Raw genomic sequence first — 15,984 nt, 5'->3', positions numbered from 1 at the left:
CGCTCCGAGGAGGTGGCCGCGTCGACGAAGACGGCATCTTTCGCGGTTTCTGATTCGGCCGCTCAAGCCGAAGCCTGGGGTGAGGCTCAGCGGTCATGCCCCAGCCGGCCGTCGATCCGTTGTCGCAGCGCCATCGCACGCGCGTCGTCGAAGTCGGCCAGGAGCCGTAGCGCAGCGCCCCAATGTCTCCTGGCCGCCGCCGCGTCCTTGTCGCACAGCGAAGCGGCGAGGCCATCCAGTGCGATGGTCTGGTGCCAGGAGGCACCGAGCTCTTAATGCACCATGGCGGCCCTGCGGTAAAAGTCGGCGGCTTCGCCGTGACGTCCAAGGCGCTGGTAGGCCCCGCCGGCACCGTGCCACGCGAGGGCTTCGCGGCTGCGGTCGCCCAAACGGCGGTGAAGCACTGCGGAGCGTTGGTATGAGGTCAGAGCCTCGGCGTACTGGCCGAGAGCTCGCTGTGCATCGCCCACATAAAGGAGCCAGTAACCCTCCAATGCGTGATCGCGCAGTTCGAGAGAGATGTCCAGAGCTTCGTGCGCCACCCGGTCGGCTTCGGGCAGCTCCCCGCGTTCCAGATGGATCGCACTGCGCATGCGGAGCACGTTGCCCACGCTGCGTTTGTTCACCATCCGCTGATGCACCGCGAGGGCTTCCCCGAGATTGCTTTCCGCTTCCGTCAAGCGTCCAGTCTCAAAGTCGGAAAAGGACAGGGGAACGGCGCTCTCGTCCGCTGGACCGAGCGGAACGTGTTCGCGGGCGGGGGCGATCCAGCTCTGCGCGGCATCGGCGGTGTGCAGATACCAGTCGAGTACGCGCCGCAGTGCCGCGGCACGGCTGTCGGCCGTCTCCTCCAGACGGCTCTCATCGGTCGCGTAGGCCCGGAGGAGATCGTGGAACTCGAAGCGATCGGGGGCGGTCTGCTCCAGCAGATGGGCACCGACCAGCACATCCAGCAGTTGCCGCCCCTGTCGCACGCTGACACCGGCCAGGGCGGAGACGGCTGCCACGCCGAACCCGGGCCCCGGGTGGACACCGAGCAGTCTGAAGAGGCGGGCCGCGTCCGGGGGCAACGCCCGGTACGACCAGGCGAATACCGTGCGCACCGCGTCCGCGTCCTGCTCGTCTCCCGTGCTGAGAGCCGCCCACAGCGCCGACTCGTCACGCAGGTCGGCGATCAGCTCGTCCAGATGCATATACGGGTGGCTCGCGGCCCGCTCCGCCGCGATGCGCAGCGCCAAGGGCAGTCGTGCGCAGAGGTGGGCAAGCTCTGCCAGCTTCTCCGTGTCGTCTTCCGGGCGGTAGCCGGACGTCACAGCCCGCAGAAGAGCGACCGCCTCTGGCTCGGGGAGGGTCCCGAGGGTGATGCGGTGCGCCCCGTCACGTACGGCGAGCCCGGACAGACGGCCACGGCTGGTGACGACCACCAGGGAGCCGGGATGGCCGGGCAACAGCGGCCGTACTTGGGTCACGGTGGCGGCGTTGTCCAGGACGATCAACACTTTGCGGTCGGCCAACAGGGAGCGGAACAAGGCCGCGGCGGACTCGGTATCCGTCGGCACCGCGCCTGCCGCGACGCCAAGGCCGGTGAGGAACCGGTGCAGTGCCTCCTGTGCGGTGATCGGCTCGCCGGGATCGTAGCCCCGCAGGTTGACGTAGAGCTGACCGTCGGGGAAGTCGGTCTTCACCTGGTGGGCCCAGCGAAGGGCCAGAGAGGTTTTCCCCGCTCCAGCGGTACCGGCGATCACGCATATGGCGACGACGACGGAGTCGCCCTCGCCACCGGTCAGGATCGCGTCAAGGCGGTGCAACTCCGCCCTGCGATTGACAAAGCCCCTGGCATCACCGGGCAGCTGCCGCGGAACAACCCGGACATGGTCTTCCGACGCCCGGGTGTGGTGGAAGTGCACGCCTCCGGTGATGGCTCCGGCTTGTACGACATCGCGAGAGGATCCCGATAGATCGTTGTCCGTACCTCCCCGACGCCCCTCATCCGCGTCTTCGCTGCTGATCGCCTACACCGCTTTCAGTTGCGGCGGCGGAAGGTGCGCCACGCGGCGTCCGAAGTAGGACAGCAGATCCTCGCCGGCCTTGTAGAGCTCCCTGATGAAGCCCTCCCACCGCCCGATGAGCTCGGCGTCCGTGAAGCGGATGGCTCCGTCCAGGAAACCCGCTTCGGTGTAGACCACCTCGTACAGGACCTGGCCGCCGACCACGACGACTTCGGGCAGCGGGCCGACACTCTCCAGCATGCCCAGGGCTGCGGGGGTGACGACCCGAATGTTCTTGCCGGACTCCACCTGTACCCGCAGTGCGTGCAACTCCCACTGCATATAGGGCGTGAGCGGTTCTTCCACCACCCGGACGCGGTGGAAGGCGGTGCCGCGTTCCCGGTCCCGCTGGGCAGCCTTGGCCAGTTCTTCCCGCTCGCCTTCAAGGAGGCGCAGGGCTTCTTCCCAGCGCCCCCGGCGAAGGGCTTCCCAACTGTCATCCTGTTCCTCGAACTCCTGCTGCCGCTCGAACTTCCAGGAATGCCGGTCGCGGAGCTCGGCTCGACGCTGCCGGTAGTCGCGCCTGTAAGCCTCGGTAGGCAGCCGATCTCCTTGCGAGGCGGGGAGTTCGAGGTCGCTCGGGTCAAGCATCCGCGATGTCCGGCTTCGCGGAGCGGAGCATGCTACCCGGAATGACCACCAGGCGCTCATCCGAGGCGATGGTGACATCCGCGGGCAAACGCGCGGCATAGGCATCGGTGAGGTCACGCCCGACGACGGCGATATCGCCGTTGCCGAGCTCCCAGATGTCCGGGCAGCCGTCCTCGTCCTTGGTCGTGCCCAGTTCCTTGGCCGACTTTCCCAATCGCCGCACGAATAACGCGGACGGATCGGCCTCCCAGGGACGGGCCATGCTGTCTCCCCCTACAAGTCCTACACGTTTCCATCGATCACTACGGAGCGTAGGGAGGTTGGTTACGTACTGCAAGGGACACGTCAGCCAACTTGGCCGAGAACCCCCAGAGGGGCGGGCGGGTCACGACGGGAGCGCTAGGGGATTGAGAGGGGCTTCCCGCCCAGGCCGCCCAAACTGTCCAGCAGCCCAGCCCCATTGCCCAGCTTGTCCAAGCCGGGCAACTTGTCCAGGCCGGGAAGCTTGTCCTTCAGCGGGGAGAGCGCGGGCTGCCCCTGGGGCGGCGAGAGCGGATCGTCGTTCTTGAGGTCGAACTGGGCCCAGGCCTTGTCGGTCATTCTTGCGTCGTTGGGGCTGGCTTGCGCTTGGTTGAGCATCTCGACCGTCTGCTGCAGCGGCCGGCCCGGCCCGATGAAGAAGTCCCTGTCGACTTCGCCCTTCTTGCCCATCGTCTGCTCCGAGTCGCCTTCGTACATGACTCCGTGCACATGGACGTTGACCTGGTTTTCCCTGGCGGCGGCCGCAGCGGAATTCTGGGCCGGGCTCACATAGCGGTAGGTGACGAACCACTCGACCCGAATCGAGTCGTTGCAGCGGTCGATGTACTGCCGCTCCAGGGGCGGCGTGTCCAGGACGAGCGAGATGTCGATGGGGTGGTCCATCCTCGGGCAGTCGACGTAGTTGCCGCCGCCCTTGTAGTCGGCCGCCCACAGGCTGACCACCCCGGTCACACGCTGGGGCACGGCCGACGGGGCCGGGGCCGCCGTGGCGGTTCCGGGTGCCGCTGTGGAGAGGCCGATGAGGATGGCGGCGGCACAGGCGGTCAGCAGGCGCGGTCGACGCACGGTGAACTCCGATCACTCCGACGTCAGGACAACCACCTTCAGTGATTCACGGCGGAGCGGATCGCAGTACGCGGCGGGAAGGCGTCGGATTCACCCGATTGCGGGGGCGAGGGAAAGGGGCCCAGCTCGAACCATGTCGCCTTGCCGGGCCCCGGACCGTGCGCGCACACGCCCCACGCGTCGGCGCCGGAGGAGATGAGCGCCAGCCCCCGCCCGTGCTCGTCCTCCGCAGCCGGTGCGCGGGGGACGGGGCGGCCGGGTGCCTCGTCCTGTACGAGGACGCGGAGGACGTGTGGGTCGGTCCACTCGGCGAAGAGCGTGACGGGTGTCGAGCAGCCGCTGCGCAGGCAGGCGTTCACCGCGTTGGTGACGGCCTCGGAGGTGAGGAGCAGCGCGGTGTCGGCGAGGTCGCGCCGGTCGGCAGCGGTGAGGAGGGTGCGGACGGCTTCCCTGGCGGCCCGGACCCAGACGGGCTCGGGCGGGAAGACGAGGGAGACGAGGCGGGAGTTGGAAGGCGGCATGTCGGCCTCCTGGGGTGAGATGCGCGGGAGCTGGCTCAAGTGGCTGTGCACGGGCCGCACTTGTGTACTCCGCAGCGCGAGCGGGTCGTTCTCGACGGTATGGTCAAATGTCGAGTTGTTGCAACTGTGTCCCTCGAAGTCCCTCCGTGTGGGTGACGGGGCGGGCGAATGGGTGGACCGCTCGGGGGCTTCACGTCAAACTGCCGCACGGCTACGAGGAGGAAAAATGCCGCCGAGGAAGACCCCCAGCGAACGGCAGCGGCGACTCGGTGTCGAGCTGCGCAAACTTCGTACTGGTGCACGGATGTCCGGAGACGAGGCAAGCGCATTGCTCGACATCGAGCGCACACGGATCAGCCATATCGAGGCGGGGCGGGTCGACGTTCCCCGCAACGGACTCCACAAGTTGCTCTGCGCCTACGGCTGCGCTGAGGGCCCGTTGTTCGAAGGGCTGATGGAGATGGCTCAAGACCGGGGCAAGGGCTGGTGGGATGAGTTCCGGGACACCGTTGGCCCCATGGGTCGTGATCTGGCCGAGCTGGAGTCCCGTTCGGCTGCCCTCCGCACGCACGAGTCGGTGTTCGTTCCCGGCATGCTGCAGACGGAGGAGTACGCACACGCGGTGATGTCAGAGGCGGAGAGCGACCCTCAACGCGTTCAGCGGTACGTGGAGTTCAGAATGCGCCGACAGCAGGTGCTTTCGGGATCACCCGTCACCTACCGGGCCATCATCCACGAAGCGGCGCTCCATGCCCAGATCGGCGGGGCGAGGGTCATGCGGCGGCAGCTGCTCCGGCTGATCGAAACGTCGCGTCTCCCCAACGTCACCGTGCAGATCTTCCCGTTCGAAGCAGGCGCCTACTCGGCGTTCAGCCGCTCTTTCGTGATCTTCGGAGGCAGGGTACCCGAGCTTGACACGGTCTATCTGGAGCATCCGTGGAGTTCCGTCTTCCTGCGGGATGGAGAGCACGTCGACGAGTACGCCAAAATGTTTGAGCGACTGTCGGAACTGGCTCTCGCGCCAGTCGATCCCGAATCCGCACCCGAGGCCCACGAGTCCCGCGACTCGCTGAGCCTCATCCAGCACGTCATGTACAGACTCTGAGTAAGGAGCCCCATGTCCCAGCTCGCGTGGCGCAAGTCCTCGTACAGCGGTGGAGGCGAAGGCGAGTGCGTCGAGATCGCGACCGGGCCCGACGGGCTGATCCACTTCCGCGAGAGCGACGCCCCGCGCGTCACCGCCGCGACCACCCGCACCGCGTGGGCCACCTTCGTCGCCGCCGCGAAGGCCGGGGACTTCGACCGCCTTACGGGCTGAGAGCGGACCCCAGCGCCCGCAGGGCATTCGCCGTGAACTCGTCGAGCGGATAGAACAGCTCGATCGCCAGCTCCGACAGCGTCACATCCGCCGGGGCCCCGAACGTGGCCATCGTGCCGAACATCGACAGCTCGCCCATCGGCGTGCGCACCCGCAGCGGCACCTGGATGGGGCTCGGCCGCGTCGTCGGCGGGCCGGCGTCGGCATCGGGGGCGGCCTCGTCGCCGAGGAGCGGAAGGGCCGGGTAGCCGCGTACCTCCTCGTACAGCGCCCGCAGCTCCGTGTCGCCGGTGGCGTCGGCCTGGCGTCGCAGCCGTTCGAGGAAGAGGGGCCGGACCTCGTCGAGGTTGGCCAGGCGCGGGGCCAGGCCGTCGGGGTGCAGGGTCAGCCGGTAGACGTTCGGGTGCGGATCCAGCAGGTGGGGCGGTATGCCGTCCATGAGCACGGACATGGCGCGGTTGCCGGTCAGCACATTCCATACCCGGTCGACCACGACGGCCGGATACGGCTCGTGGGAGGTCAGCATCATGTCGAGCGCGGCGCGCACGGAGGCCATGTCCTCGTCGTCGAGGCTGCTCTCCCGGTACGCGGGGGCGTAGTCGGCGGCCATCAGCAGCGTGTTGCGCTCGCGCAGGGGGACGTCCAGGGCGGCGGACAGGCGCAGCACCATCGTCCGGCTGGGGCGGGCGCGGCCGGTTTCCACGCAGGACAGGTGGCGCGCGGAGGTGTCCGCGAGCAGGGCCAGTTCGAGCTGGCTGAGCCTGCGGCGTCGGCGCCACTCCCGGAGCAGGGCACCCACACGGGACGGCTGATCGACATCCATGGCCGGGAGCGTAGCCGCCGGCGGATCATCGCGGCCATGACCTCGGAGGTCATTGAGTCCATGACCGCGCGGTGTCACCGTTTGCGCAGACCAGGGGCCCGGTCAGGCCCCGGCCCGCACAGCGAGGGGACCCGTATGAGTACTCAGACCATGACCCAGCCCATGACCACGACACCGGACCTGCTGCGCACCACCCTGCGCGTCGACAGCTGGTCCACCGCCGTCTTCGGCGTCGTCATGCTCGTCGGCGCGACGTCGTTCGACGGCCTGCTGGGGCTGCCGGTGAGCTGGTCGGTCGCGTTCGGGATCGCCATGCTGGGCGGGGCCGCCGTGCTCGCGCTGATCGCCGGATACCCACGGATCCCGACGCGCCTGGGGGCGGCCGTGGTCGTGGTCAACACGCTGTCGTGCGTGGGGCTTGTGGTGCTCGCCTGCACGGACGTGGTGGAGCTCACGGGGCTGGGGAGGGCGTTCATGGTCGTCGGGGCGGTGGCGGTGGCGGCGTTCGGGGAGTTCGAGTTCGTGGGGCTCCGGCGCGTCCTGGGCGCGGCCCGGTAAGGATGCCGATCCCGTAAGGATGCCGGGGGCGCGAGACATATAGGGGGCGTGAAGACGATTCAGACGGGGGACGAGCGCGGGCGCTCGGCGCGGTTCACCAAGGTGTACGCGCGCGAGCACCCGCGCGTCGTCGCCTTCGTGCACCGGAGGGTGGGCGACCGCGGCGCGGCCGAGGAACTCGCGGCGGAGGTGTTCCGCATCGCGTGGGAGCGCACTCTCGTGCCCGAGGCCGACGGGGGCGAGATCACGGCCGGCTGGCTGTTCGTCACCGCGCGCAATCTCGTACGCAACCACTACCGCGCCGAGGCGCGCCTGAGCGAGCTGCACCGGCGCATCACCGAGGAGCTGGGCCGTACGGCGGCCACCGGCCAGGACTCGGCGGTGCTGGACACGCTGGACCGGCTGCCCGCCCACCATCGCGAGGTGCTGGCGCTGAGCTACTGGGACGGGCTGAGCGCGGCCGAGGCCGGCGCGGTCCTGGGGTGCGGCGCACCGGCGGTGTGGGTGCGGCTGCACCGCGCGCGCAAGGCGTTTCGCGACCTCTACCGGGCCCCGGCCCCCTCGCCCTTGGAGTCAGCATGATCCGCGTCAAGGACCTGATGCAGCAGGCCAATCCGGTCCCGGAGGCGGTCCCAGGGGAGTCGGCGGAGCCGCCCAGGAAGCCGCTGCGCCGACGAGGGCCGGTGCTGGGCGGGGTCGTGGCCGTTCTCGCCGCCGCCGTTGTCACCGTCATCGCCGTCTTCGCCGTCTTCGGCACCCAGGGCGGTAGCTCCGGCGACCCGGCGGCCAAGCCTCCCGTCGCCGACGAGCCGTACTACCGGACCACCGGGGACCTGGAGCGGTCCGCCGATCTGATCGTCCGCGCGCGCCTCGACGCCACGCGCGAGACCGACGAGGACGGGATCCCGGAGACCGTGGCCACGGTGAGCGTGGTGGCAACGAGCAAGGGCAAGCCCCCCGGTCGCACGATCCAGGTGTCGTACATCAGCCCGGGCGCCGCGCTGCCCGCGGGGCCCGAACTCACCGTCCGGCACGAGTACGTCCTGCTGCTGGAGCGCATGGACGACGGGAGGTACGCGCTGGTGAACACCGCCCAGGGCTCCTACGGGACCGAGTCCGGCCACGCCGAGGCCGGGCCGGACAACGACGTGGCCCTCAGCGACGGCGTGCTCAAGGCACTGGGCCTGACCCGGTAACGGAAGGGGTGGGGGCGAGCCGTGGGTCGGCGGCTGGACTCTCCCCCCGTGGGAGAGACCATGCTGAGGCGCGTGAACGACGACGCCCCCCTGTCCATCGGCCAGTTCGCCCGTCTCGTACGGCTCAGCGTCAAACAGCTGCGCCATTACGCCGACCTCGGCCTGCTGCCGCCCGCTCGGGTGGACCCTGACACCGGATACCGCTACTACCGCGCGGACCAGGCGCGGGATGCCCTGTCCATCGGCCTGCTGCGCTCGCTGGATGTGCCGCTGGCCGCCATCGAGGACGTGCTCTCCGGGCAGGACCCCGCTCACGCCCTGGGCGCTGTACGCGACCGGCTCGACGACGAGCTCGCCCGCCGCCGCCGGGCGCTCGCCACCCTGGGGCGGATCCTGGCTCACGGCCTGCCCACCTCCGAGGTGACCCTCCGGCGGGAGGAACCGCAGCGGGTGGCCGTCGTCCGCGATGTCGCCGATTCGCCGGAGGACATCGGACGGGTCACGGGGGCGTGTGTGGGCAGGCTGCTGGCGCTGCTGGCAGCGGGAGAGCGGGGAGAGCGGGGAGCACAGGGATCGCAGGGGCCGCCGGGGCCGCCGGGGGAGAGGCTTCGGCTGATCGGGCTCTTCCCCGTCGACCTGGGCGAGTACGTCCCCGTCACCATCGCGGCCATGCTCCCCGAGGGCCGCCCCGCGCCGCCGGGCACCACGGCGGACCTGCTCCCCGGCGGCACGTTCGCCCGCGCGACCCACACGGGCCCGTACGACCAGATCTCCCTGACCGCCCACGCCCTGCTGGCCTGGTGCATCGAACGCGGCCACACCCCCACCGGGCCCATCCGCGAGCTCTACCTCAACGACCCCGCCACCACGGCCCCCGACCACCTGGTCACCCAGTTGCTGATCCCCCTGGAGGAGACACCGTGAACCACCTGGACGCTTGGTACACCGCCGCTGACAAGCCCGAACTCGTGACGTTCGGGCCGGTCCACGGCCTGGGGGTGACCGGGCAGGGCGAACCGGGCGGGAGCGAGTACGGCATCTGCGTCTCTGCTCTGTACGCCGTGGCCGCCGCGCTGCCCTCGCCCCACATGGCGCCGTTGGAAGGCCGCTGGTGGGTGGAGGACCCGCGCCCGTATCTGGAGGTGCCGCGTGACCAGTGGCGCTGGCACCTGTTCCTGCGGCTGCCCGACAACCTGGAGCCGGGCGCCGTCGACCGGGCGCGCGAGGACGCCCGGCCGTCGGGGATCGCGGTGGACCGGGTGCAGTCGGTCACCTTCACCGAGGGGCAGTGCGTGCAGATGACCCACCGCGGCCACTACGCCGACGAGCCCGCCTCCTTGGCCCTGCTGGACGAGTACATGATCGGGCAGGGCCTGGAGCGGGCAGGTATGCACCACGAGATCTATCTCTCCGATGTCCGTGAGACCGATCCGGCGAAGATGCGTACGATTCTGCGGCACCCGGTGCGTCCCGTGTGACGGGTCCGGGCCATGCGGCGCGCTGGGTCATACGGCGCGATCGAGCAGGACGAGGCCATAAGGAAAACCTTCGCGGACGCGGACGCGGCGACGAACGCGGCCTACGCCGCCGCCGACGCTGGCATCTGGCCCGATCCGGAGCCGCTGCCTCAGGAGCGTAAGGCGGAGCTTGACGCGGTGCTCGATCGTTTCTTCGACAAGTTCCCGCGCACCGCATGACGCCGAAGGTCGTTTACGACAGCGGGGCCCTCATCGTCGTGGAGCGCAATAGCGCCGACATGCGCTATCTCCGGTGGAAGCCGGCGAACGCCGGGTCCGCGGCCTGCTCCGACGTGCCGTCGTTAGCCTTGGTCCGACCGATGGCGAGAGAGTGCGCACACCTCGGAGGGGACGAAAGCAACGATGCGGGCACGGATCGAACTACATGACGCCGACTGGACCGGGGCGGGACACGCCTACGGCGACGGAGCGGACACTCTCAAGTGGCTTCGCGACGCCTGTGGTGAGGATTCGGATCGCGCCGAGCGGGCCGCTGACGTCCTCCACAACTGCCTGGTCCACCAGGGAAGCGTCTACGCGGGGTCGGCCAAGGCGTACCCCGTTCTCGTGGACCTCCTGCTCGACCCCGCGGCACCTAGCCGGGCAACCCTCGCTGACCTGCTGCTCGGCATCACCATCGGCATCGCGGAGACCGAAGCCGTGCACCACGAGATCCGTGCGGCCCACGCGCGGGCGACACCCCGCCTGCTCCCCCTCCTCGCCGACCCGGTCCGTGAAGTGCGGCACCGCGTCGCCTACGTGACCGGGTTGCGCACCGGGCACGAGGAGCTTGCAGTACGCGCGCTGGGCGAGCGCGCCCTCAGCGAACCGGACCCGCTCATCGCGGCGGTCATGACCGGTGGCGTCGCCCGGCACGACGTCGCCAACCGCGCCGCCTGGCTCTCCGGTGCTCTGGCGTCCCGTCACACGCCCGCTGTGCGCGCCGCCGCGGCGTGGGGCATCGCCCAAGCCGGACTGCCGTGGACCACCGAGGTGACCACCGCCGTCGCCGAGGCTTGGGAGCACGGCGACGTGCTCAACGGCGATGTCATCGAAGGCGAACAGTGGCGCTGGTCGGACAACCCGCTGGCAGAGACGCTCATCGCCATGGCTGACCCGGTCCGTGCGGCGGAGACCTGCCTACGGTTGACCCAGTCGGAAGACGAGGACACCGCGGAGTGCGGTGCCGTCGCCGCCGTGGGCCTATTGGAGGAACACCCGCACGCGTACCCGGCGTTCGCCCCCGTGATCGCCGCCGCCCGCGCCCACCGGGACATCCATATCCGCTCTTACGCCGATGACCTCGACGCCCTCACATCGGCGGACGAGGGGGATCACACCGTGGGCCAGGTGTGATGCGTCAGAAATCCCGGTCTTAAGTTTCCTGCTGGTTTTCGGTGGCTGGTGGGCCGATTTTGGCGAGGTAGTCGGCGGGGGATTTGAGGATCTCGTCGGCGGCGGACGGGTGAGCGGGTTGCCCGCAGGGCGCGTCGGCCGCCCGGGAGGATGATAGGTGCGTGCGGATACGACTGAGCACCATCGAAGAGCTTCCCGTCCTTCAGGACATCGAGCGGGCCGCGGGCCTGTGCTTCCGGGACATCGGCATGGACGAGATCGCCGACGACGAGCCGCTGAGCCTGGAGGAGCTGAGCCAGTACCAGCGAGACGGGCGGGCGTGGGTCGCGGCGAACGGCGAGGACCGGGCCGTGGCGTATCTGATCACCGACCCGGTGGACGGGAACATGCACATCGAGCAGGTCTCCGTGCACCCCGGCAGCGCGCGGCGCGGCCTGGGGCGGGCGCTGATCGAGCATGCGGCGGGGCGGGCGGCGGCCGAGGGGGCGTCGGCGCTGACGCTGACCACGTTCGTCGATGTGGCGTGGAACGCCCCGTACTACGCGGCGCGGTGCGGGTTCCGAACCCTGGGGGAGGACGAACTGACCCCCGGGCTGCGGGAGATCCGGCAGAGCGAGGCCGCGCACGGGCTGGACCGCTGGCCGCGGGTCTGCATGCGGCGCGAGGTGGGCTGACGGCTCCCGCTGAGGGCTCCCCCCGGACGGCTCCCCGCGCCCCTCGCCTCGCCCCCGCGCTTCCCCCCGGCGCGTTCGCTGTGGACGCAATCGCTGTGGACGTAATCGCTTGGGGCGGCGGCACCGGGTGCCTAGGGTGCTGGTATGCCCGATTCCGTCCCGCCCGAGACCGAGGCTCTGCTGCGCCGCATGTACGACGTCTTCAACACCCAGGACGTCGACGCGATGATGGCCGAGGCCCTCCACCCCGAGGTCGACTGGCCGAACGTCGCCGAGAACACCCGCCTGCACGGCCACGCCGAGGTACGGGCGTACTGGCAGGCCCAGTTCGACGTGGCGCATCCGCTGGTGTCGCCGGAGGGGCTGTCACCGGTCGGCGACGGTCGGGTCGTGGTCACCGTGCGGCCCGGGATGCGCGACGCCGAGGGAGACCACTGGGCCGAGGAGACCATCGAACACGTCTACACCTTCCGCGACGGCCTCGTGACCCACATGGAGGTGCGGGGCGCCCCGGGCCACGGCGGTCAGGCCGCCTGAGCGGGCGTCGCGTACAGCTCGGCCACGGCCCGGCCGAACGCCCGTACCCGCGCGGTCTCCCCGGCCCGCCGCCACACCAGGCCAAGGGCCGACTCCGGCAGGCCCTCGACCGGTACGAAGGCGATGTCGCGGCGGCCGTGGAGCGCGGCGGTCGGCGCGCACAGCAGCATCGTGCCCCGGCCCGCCGCCGTCGCCGCCAGGCCCTCCTGAAGGGTGCAGACGCGCGGCCCGCGCGGGACCGGGCGGCCGGCGGGCGTGGTGGCGGGCGCCATGACGTCCCGCCAGTAGCGCGGCGCGGGCTCGCCGGGCCCGATGACCGGGTGGTCGGCCAACTCCTCGGCGTCGACCACGCCGAGCGCCGCACCCGCCCCGCCCGCTGAGCCCGCCCCACCCCCGCCGACCCGGCGCGCGAGCGGATGCCGGGTGGAGACCGCGAGCGTCAGCGGCTGCCGGGAGAAGACCGGGCCGAGGACGAGGTCGGGCTCGGCGACCGGCAGACAGACGATCGCGGCGTCCACCTCGCCGCCGCGCACCGCGCCGAACGGGTCCGCCAGCGGGATCTCCACGGCCTCCAGCTCACAGCCGGGGTGCCGGTCGCGGAAGGCGGCGACCGCCTCCATCACCCGCTCGTCGGCGGTCCCCTGGAAGCCGATCCGCAGGACGCCCTCGAGCCCGCGCGCGGCGTCGCGCGCCGCCTCCAGGGCGCCGTGCAGCGACGCGTACGCGGGCCGTACGTCGGCCAGGAACCGTTCGCCGAGCGGGGTCAGCCGCACCCGGCGGCTGGTGCGCTCCAGCAGCCGGGCGCCGATGCGCCCCTCCAGCGAGCGCAGCAGCTGGCTGACCCGGCTCTGCGATACGTACAGCCGCTCCGCCGCCCGGCCGAAGTGCAACTCCTCGCTGAGCGCCAGGAAACACTCCAGCTCGCGGATGTCCAGACCGCCCGTCCCCACCTTCCACCACCTCCTCGCTTCCGGGCGTCGATGAGCCCGGCTCATAGAAGGCTGAGGAATTCGCCGTTGTTCCCGGCCGATACCGGCTGTTCGCTTGAGACATGTCCAACACCACGGAACTCAGCACCCCGGAAGGCATGTCCGGGTCCGGGGCCGGAGCCGTGCGCTCGCCGCTCAGGAACTGGCTCGCCGTCGCCGCCGTGGCGGTCGGCACCTTCTCGGTCGTCACCACCGAAATGCTGCCGGTCGGCCTGCTCACCTCGATCGGCTCCGCGCTCGAGGTCTCGGCCGGCACGGCCGGCCTGGCCATGACCGTGCCCGGCCTCGTCGCCGCCGTCGCCGCGCCCCTGCTGGCCGCCACCGTCGGCCGGCTCGACCGGCGGCTGCTGCTCATCGGCCTGATGGGGCTGCTGGCCGCCGCCAACCTGCTGTCGGCGCTCGCGCCCGGCTTCGCCGTCCTGCTGTTCGCCCGGATCCTGGTGGGGGTGAGCATCGGCGGCGTGTGGTCCATCGCGGCCGGCCTGGCCGCCCGGCTGGTGCCGGAGAAGTCCGTCGGCCACGCCACGTCGGTCGTCTTCAGCGGCATCGCCGTGGCCTCGGTCGTGGGCGTGCCGGTCGGGACGCTCATCGGCGATCTGGTGCACTGGCGCGCCGCGTTCATGGTGGTGGGCGCGCTCTCGCTGGCCGTCGCGGCCGCGCTGGCCGTCACGCTGCCGCCGCTGCCCGCCGACCGCGCGATCCGGCTGAGCGAGGTGCCCGGCCTGTTCCGCAACGCCCGGCTGCGCACCGGCCTGATCACGACCCTGCTGCTGGTGACCGGGCACTTCGGCGCGTACACCTACGTACGCCCGGTGCTGGAGGAGGTCTCGGCGGTCGGGACCGGGCTGATCAGCACGCTGCTGCTCGCGTACGGCGTGGCGGGCATCGCCGGGAACTTCCTGGCCGGCGCCACGGCCCACCGCGACCCGCGCCGCACCCTCATGGTCATCTTCGTCCTGCTCGCCTCGGCGGTCCTGCTGATGCCGGTGGCCGGCGGGACGACGCCGGGGGCCACGGTGCTGCTGATGCTGTGGGGGCTGGCGTACGGAGGGGTGTCGGTCACCTCGCAGACGTGGGTGCTACAGGCGGTGCCGGAACCGGAGGCGCGGGAGGCGGCCTCGGCGCTGTACGTCGGGGTCTTCAACGTGGCGATTTCCCTGGGCGCGCTGCTCGGCGGGCGGGCGGAGGACGGGATCGCGGTGTCGAGTGTGATGTGGTTCGGGGGCGCGCTCGCGGTGCTGGCCCTGGTGAACGTCGCGGTCGTACGTCATCGGTGAGGCGATAGGTGAGGCGATAGGTGAGGGCGACAGGTGAGGCGGGGGCCGCGGGCCCGGGGCACGGCGATACCCCGGCCCCGCGGCCCCGGGCTCAGGAGCGGGTCGCCGGCAGCAGTCGCTCCGAGATGATCTTGAGGACCTGAGGCACATGGTCATTGAGGAAGAAGTGCCCGCCGCTGAGCACCGTGAGGTCCAGCTCCCCGGTGGTGTGCTTCGCCCAGTCGCGCACTTCGTCGACCGCCGCCCTCGGGTCGGCGTCCCCCGTCAGCGCGGTGATCGGGCAGCTGATCCGCCGCCCGGGCTCGCAGCGGTACGACTCGATGGCCCGGTAGTCGCCGCGGATCGCCGGGAGCGCCATCCGCAGCAGCTCCTCGTTCTCCAGCACCTCGCCGGTCGTGCCGTTCAGCATGCGCAGTTCCTCGAGCACCCCCGCGTCGTCCCGCTGATGCACGGACTCCTCACGGACCCGGGACGGCGCCCGCCGCCCGGAGACGAACAGCCTGACGGGCATCACCTTCCGCTCCTCCAGGCGCAGCGCCACCTCGTACGACAGCGTGGCGCCCATGCTGTGACCGAACAGCGCGAGCGGCTTGTCGTCCAGCCCGTCCAGCGCGCCGACGACGGCGTCGGCGAGCTTGCCGATGTCGTCGATGCAGGGCTCACGGTGCCGGTCCTGGCGCCCGGGGTACTGGATGGCGAGCACCTCGATCGAGGGCGCCAGCGCCTTGGCCACCGGGAAGAAGTAGCTGGCCGACCCTCCGGCGTACGGCAGGCACACCAGCCGTAACGCGCTGTCCGGGGACTTCTCGTACCGCCTGATCCACGTCTCGGCATCCGCCGCGATGCTCGTCATCGTCGTGCTTCCTTCCTCTACCCCTGCCGGTTCCTGGGGAAGGTGCGGTCCCGGCCCGTCGTCAACATCCTTTCGTCAACACCCTTGCACACACGCCTGTTTCCGAGCTTGCGTTGCTCAATGCTCTAGGTGGTGCACCGGAAGTCGGTGAAGACCAGGTCCGCAGGTGAGACCCTGATACCAGGGGGCTCGTCCTTCGGGAGTGTCCGATGGCAGTGAGCATGCACGTGGTCTGGAGCACGGCCGAGCCGGGGCGCGTCATCTATGAGACGCACGCGATCGAAACGATCACCGACGGCGAAGGCGTCCACGCGACGGTCGACAGTCACACCTATGAGGTCCCCCTCCACAGCCGCACCGAGGCGGAGACGATCGCGGAGGAGGAAGGGTACGAGCTGTTCAGGAGGGGGGAGGCATGGGAGAGCCTCCCGGAGGAGGAGAGCCTTCCGGAAGAGGAGGGCGCCATGGAGGAATAGAGCATTCCGGGGAGTGCGCCGGGGGGCGTAGGGGCGCAGGGGGAATGAGGTGTGCCAGGAGGACGAGACGCCGGGGGACGAGACGCAGGGGGATGGGGGACCGGGGGATGCGGCGCCGGCCGCCGAGGTGACCGCAGGCGCCC

21 protein-coding genes are annotated in these 15,984 nt (G+C 70.6%); 13 read left to right on the top strand and 8 right to left on the bottom strand.

Annotated features, from left to right (window positions below; genetic code table 11):
- Nucleotides 1-272 precede the first annotated feature (272 nt).
- From ACWY4P_RS18250 to ACWY4P_RS18230, 5 genes are all read right to left on the bottom strand, one after another.
- Complete coding sequence (locus ACWY4P_RS18250) at nucleotides 273-1,907, bottom strand: ATP-binding protein (RefSeq protein ID WP_456211609.1); 1,635 nt, start codon at nucleotides 1,905-1,907, stop codon at nucleotides 273-275.
- Between the two features lie 105 nt (nucleotides 1,908-2,012).
- Entirely contained in the window at nucleotides 2,013-2,639 is a 627-nt protein-coding gene (locus ACWY4P_RS18245; RefSeq protein WP_456211608.1) for a DUF6879 family protein, read from the bottom strand.
- Nucleotides 2,632-2,901, bottom strand: coding sequence for a hypothetical protein (locus tag ACWY4P_RS18240; RefSeq protein ID WP_456211607.1), 270 nt, complete (start codon nucleotides 2,899-2,901; stop codon nucleotides 2,632-2,634). The genes ACWY4P_RS18245 and ACWY4P_RS18240 overlap by 8 nt, the downstream gene beginning before the upstream one ends.
- A gap of 137 nt (nucleotides 2,902-3,038) precedes the next feature.
- The gene (locus ACWY4P_RS18235) at nucleotides 3,039-3,746 is read right to left on the bottom strand and encodes a hypothetical protein (protein WP_456211606.1); all 708 of its coding nucleotides are present in this window, start codon (nucleotides 3,744-3,746) and stop codon (nucleotides 3,039-3,041) included.
- A 38-nt stretch (nucleotides 3,747-3,784) separates the two neighbouring features.
- Nucleotides 3,785-4,267, bottom strand: coding sequence for an ATP-binding protein (locus tag ACWY4P_RS18230; RefSeq protein ID WP_456211605.1), 483 nt, complete (start codon nucleotides 4,265-4,267; stop codon nucleotides 3,785-3,787).
- A gap of 226 nt (nucleotides 4,268-4,493) precedes the next feature.
- Between ACWY4P_RS18230 and ACWY4P_RS18225 the strand changes: the two genes are divergently transcribed.
- Entirely contained in the window at nucleotides 4,494-5,372 is an 879-nt protein-coding gene (locus tag ACWY4P_RS18225; protein ID WP_456211604.1) for a helix-turn-helix domain-containing protein, read from the top strand.
- 12 nt (nucleotides 5,373-5,384) lie between these two features.
- Nucleotides 5,385-5,585: a DUF397 domain-containing protein gene (locus ACWY4P_RS18220; protein WP_456211603.1), complete on the top strand. Its 201-nt coding sequence runs from the start codon at nucleotides 5,385-5,387 to the stop codon at nucleotides 5,583-5,585.
- Here the strand turns inward: ACWY4P_RS18220 and ACWY4P_RS18215 are convergent.
- Entirely contained in the window at nucleotides 5,575-6,408 is an 834-nt protein-coding gene (locus ACWY4P_RS18215; RefSeq protein WP_456211602.1) for an MmyB family transcriptional regulator, read from the bottom strand. The genes ACWY4P_RS18220 and ACWY4P_RS18215 overlap by 11 nt on opposite strands.
- 135 nt (nucleotides 6,409-6,543) lie before the next feature.
- Between ACWY4P_RS18215 and ACWY4P_RS18210 the strand changes: the two genes are divergently transcribed.
- The 9 genes from ACWY4P_RS18210 to ACWY4P_RS18170 all read left to right on the top strand — a co-directional run bounded on the left by ACWY4P_RS18210 (nucleotide 6,544) and on the right by ACWY4P_RS18170 (nucleotide 12,246).
- Nucleotides 6,544-6,966 (top strand): hypothetical protein, encoded by a 423-nt coding sequence (locus tag ACWY4P_RS18210; RefSeq protein ID WP_456211601.1) that lies wholly within the window; start codon nucleotides 6,544-6,546, stop codon nucleotides 6,964-6,966.
- Nucleotides 6,967-7,014: 48 nt separating this feature from the next.
- Nucleotides 7,015-7,548, top strand: a complete 534-nt coding sequence (locus ACWY4P_RS18205; RefSeq protein WP_456211600.1) for an RNA polymerase sigma factor — start codon at nucleotides 7,015-7,017, stop codon at nucleotides 7,546-7,548.
- Nucleotides 7,545-8,162, top strand: a complete 618-nt coding sequence (locus ACWY4P_RS18200; protein ID WP_456211599.1) for a hypothetical protein — start codon at nucleotides 7,545-7,547, stop codon at nucleotides 8,160-8,162. Before ACWY4P_RS18205 ends, ACWY4P_RS18200 begins: the two co-directional genes overlap by 4 nt.
- Nucleotides 8,163-8,234: 72 nt before the next feature.
- Nucleotides 8,235-9,086: a MerR family transcriptional regulator gene (locus ACWY4P_RS18195; protein WP_456211598.1), complete on the top strand. Its 852-nt coding sequence runs from the start codon at nucleotides 8,235-8,237 to the stop codon at nucleotides 9,084-9,086.
- On the top strand, nucleotides 9,083-9,640 hold the full coding sequence (locus tag ACWY4P_RS18190) for a GyrI-like domain-containing protein (RefSeq protein ID WP_456211597.1): 558 nt from the start codon (nucleotides 9,083-9,085) through the stop codon (nucleotides 9,638-9,640). The genes ACWY4P_RS18195 and ACWY4P_RS18190 overlap by 4 nt, the downstream gene beginning before the upstream one ends.
- 12 nt (nucleotides 9,641-9,652) lie before the next feature.
- Nucleotides 9,653-9,859, top strand: coding sequence for a hypothetical protein (locus tag ACWY4P_RS18185; protein ID WP_456211596.1), 207 nt, complete (start codon nucleotides 9,653-9,655; stop codon nucleotides 9,857-9,859).
- 183 nt (nucleotides 9,860-10,042) lie between these two features.
- The gene (locus tag ACWY4P_RS18180) at nucleotides 10,043-11,035 is read left to right on the top strand and encodes a hypothetical protein (protein ID WP_456211595.1); all 993 of its coding nucleotides are present in this window, start codon (nucleotides 10,043-10,045) and stop codon (nucleotides 11,033-11,035) included.
- Nucleotides 11,036-11,196: 161 nt separating this feature from the next.
- Nucleotides 11,197-11,709 (top strand): GNAT family N-acetyltransferase, encoded by a 513-nt coding sequence (locus ACWY4P_RS18175; protein ID WP_456211594.1) that lies wholly within the window; start codon nucleotides 11,197-11,199, stop codon nucleotides 11,707-11,709.
- A gap of 144 nt (nucleotides 11,710-11,853) precedes the next feature.
- Nucleotides 11,854-12,246, top strand: a complete 393-nt coding sequence (locus ACWY4P_RS18170; protein ID WP_456211593.1) for a nuclear transport factor 2 family protein — start codon at nucleotides 11,854-11,856, stop codon at nucleotides 12,244-12,246.
- Here the strand turns inward: ACWY4P_RS18170 and ACWY4P_RS18165 are convergent.
- On the bottom strand, nucleotides 12,234-13,241 hold the full coding sequence (locus tag ACWY4P_RS18165; RefSeq protein ID WP_456211592.1) for a LysR substrate-binding domain-containing protein: 1,008 nt from the start codon (nucleotides 13,239-13,241) through the stop codon (nucleotides 12,234-12,236). The two genes, ACWY4P_RS18170 and ACWY4P_RS18165, sit on opposite strands and share 13 nt — an antisense overlap.
- Nucleotides 13,242-13,297: 56 nt before the next feature.
- Here ACWY4P_RS18165 and ACWY4P_RS18160 point away from each other — a divergent pair, with 56 nt between their 5' ends.
- On the top strand, nucleotides 13,298-14,512 hold the full coding sequence (locus ACWY4P_RS18160; protein ID WP_456211591.1) for an MFS transporter: 1,215 nt from the start codon (nucleotides 13,298-13,300) through the stop codon (nucleotides 14,510-14,512).
- Nucleotides 14,513-14,603: 91 nt separating this feature from the next.
- Here ACWY4P_RS18160 and ACWY4P_RS18155 read toward each other — a convergent pair whose 3' ends face one another.
- The gene (locus ACWY4P_RS18155) at nucleotides 14,604-15,365 is read right to left on the bottom strand and encodes a thioesterase II family protein (RefSeq protein ID WP_456211590.1); all 762 of its coding nucleotides are present in this window, start codon (nucleotides 15,363-15,365) and stop codon (nucleotides 14,604-14,606) included.
- A 209-nt stretch (nucleotides 15,366-15,574) separates the two neighbouring features.
- Between ACWY4P_RS18155 and ACWY4P_RS18150 the strand changes: the two genes are divergently transcribed.
- On the top strand, nucleotides 15,575-15,841 hold the full coding sequence (locus ACWY4P_RS18150) for a hypothetical protein (protein WP_456211589.1): 267 nt from the start codon (nucleotides 15,575-15,577) through the stop codon (nucleotides 15,839-15,841).
- The last annotated feature ends 143 nt before the right edge of the window (nucleotides 15,842-15,984 follow it).

Source organism: Streptomyces sp. LZ34 (assembly GCF_053890475.1).
This window is presented reverse-complemented; position numbering and strand designations above follow the sequence as displayed.

What these genes read in the sequence shown, in the direction of transcription:
- ACWY4P_RS18245 (WP_456211608.1), bottom strand. Translation starts at nt 2,639, where the DNA reads ATGCTTGACCCGAGCGACCTCGAACTCCCCGCCTCGCAAGGAGATCGG.
- ACWY4P_RS18240 (WP_456211607.1), bottom strand. Translation starts at nt 2,901, where the DNA reads ATGGCCCGTCCCTGGGAGGCCGATCCGTCCGCGTTATTCGTGCGGCGA.
- ACWY4P_RS18230 (WP_456211605.1), bottom strand. Translation starts at nt 4,267, where the DNA reads ATGCCGCCTTCCAACTCCCGCCTCGTCTCCCTCGTCTTCCCGCCCGAG.
- ACWY4P_RS18225 (WP_456211604.1), top strand. Translation starts at nt 4,494, where the DNA reads ATGCCGCCGAGGAAGACCCCCAGCGAACGGCAGCGGCGACTCGGTGTC.
- ACWY4P_RS18220 (WP_456211603.1), top strand. Translation starts at nt 5,385, where the DNA reads ATGTCCCAGCTCGCGTGGCGCAAGTCCTCGTACAGCGGTGGAGGCGAA.
- ACWY4P_RS18215 (WP_456211602.1), bottom strand. Translation starts at nt 6,408, where the DNA reads ATGGATGTCGATCAGCCGTCCCGTGTGGGTGCCCTGCTCCGGGAGTGG.
- ACWY4P_RS18210 (WP_456211601.1), top strand. Translation starts at nt 6,544, where the DNA reads ATGAGTACTCAGACCATGACCCAGCCCATGACCACGACACCGGACCTG.
- ACWY4P_RS18200 (WP_456211599.1), top strand. Translation starts at nt 7,545, where the DNA reads ATGATCCGCGTCAAGGACCTGATGCAGCAGGCCAATCCGGTCCCGGAG.
- ACWY4P_RS18185 (WP_456211596.1), top strand. Translation starts at nt 9,653, where the DNA reads ATGCGGCGCGCTGGGTCATACGGCGCGATCGAGCAGGACGAGGCCATA.
- ACWY4P_RS18180 (WP_456211595.1), top strand. Translation starts at nt 10,043, where the DNA reads ATGCGGGCACGGATCGAACTACATGACGCCGACTGGACCGGGGCGGGA.
- ACWY4P_RS18170 (WP_456211593.1), top strand. Translation starts at nt 11,854, where the DNA reads ATGCCCGATTCCGTCCCGCCCGAGACCGAGGCTCTGCTGCGCCGCATG.
- ACWY4P_RS18165 (WP_456211592.1), bottom strand. Translation starts at nt 13,241, where the DNA reads ATGAGCCGGGCTCATCGACGCCCGGAAGCGAGGAGGTGGTGGAAGGTG.
- ACWY4P_RS18160 (WP_456211591.1), top strand. Translation starts at nt 13,298, where the DNA reads ATGTCCAACACCACGGAACTCAGCACCCCGGAAGGCATGTCCGGGTCC.
- ACWY4P_RS18155 (WP_456211590.1), bottom strand. Translation starts at nt 15,365, where the DNA reads ATGACGAGCATCGCGGCGGATGCCGAGACGTGGATCAGGCGGTACGAG.
- ACWY4P_RS18150 (WP_456211589.1), top strand. Translation starts at nt 15,575, where the DNA reads ATGGCAGTGAGCATGCACGTGGTCTGGAGCACGGCCGAGCCGGGGCGC.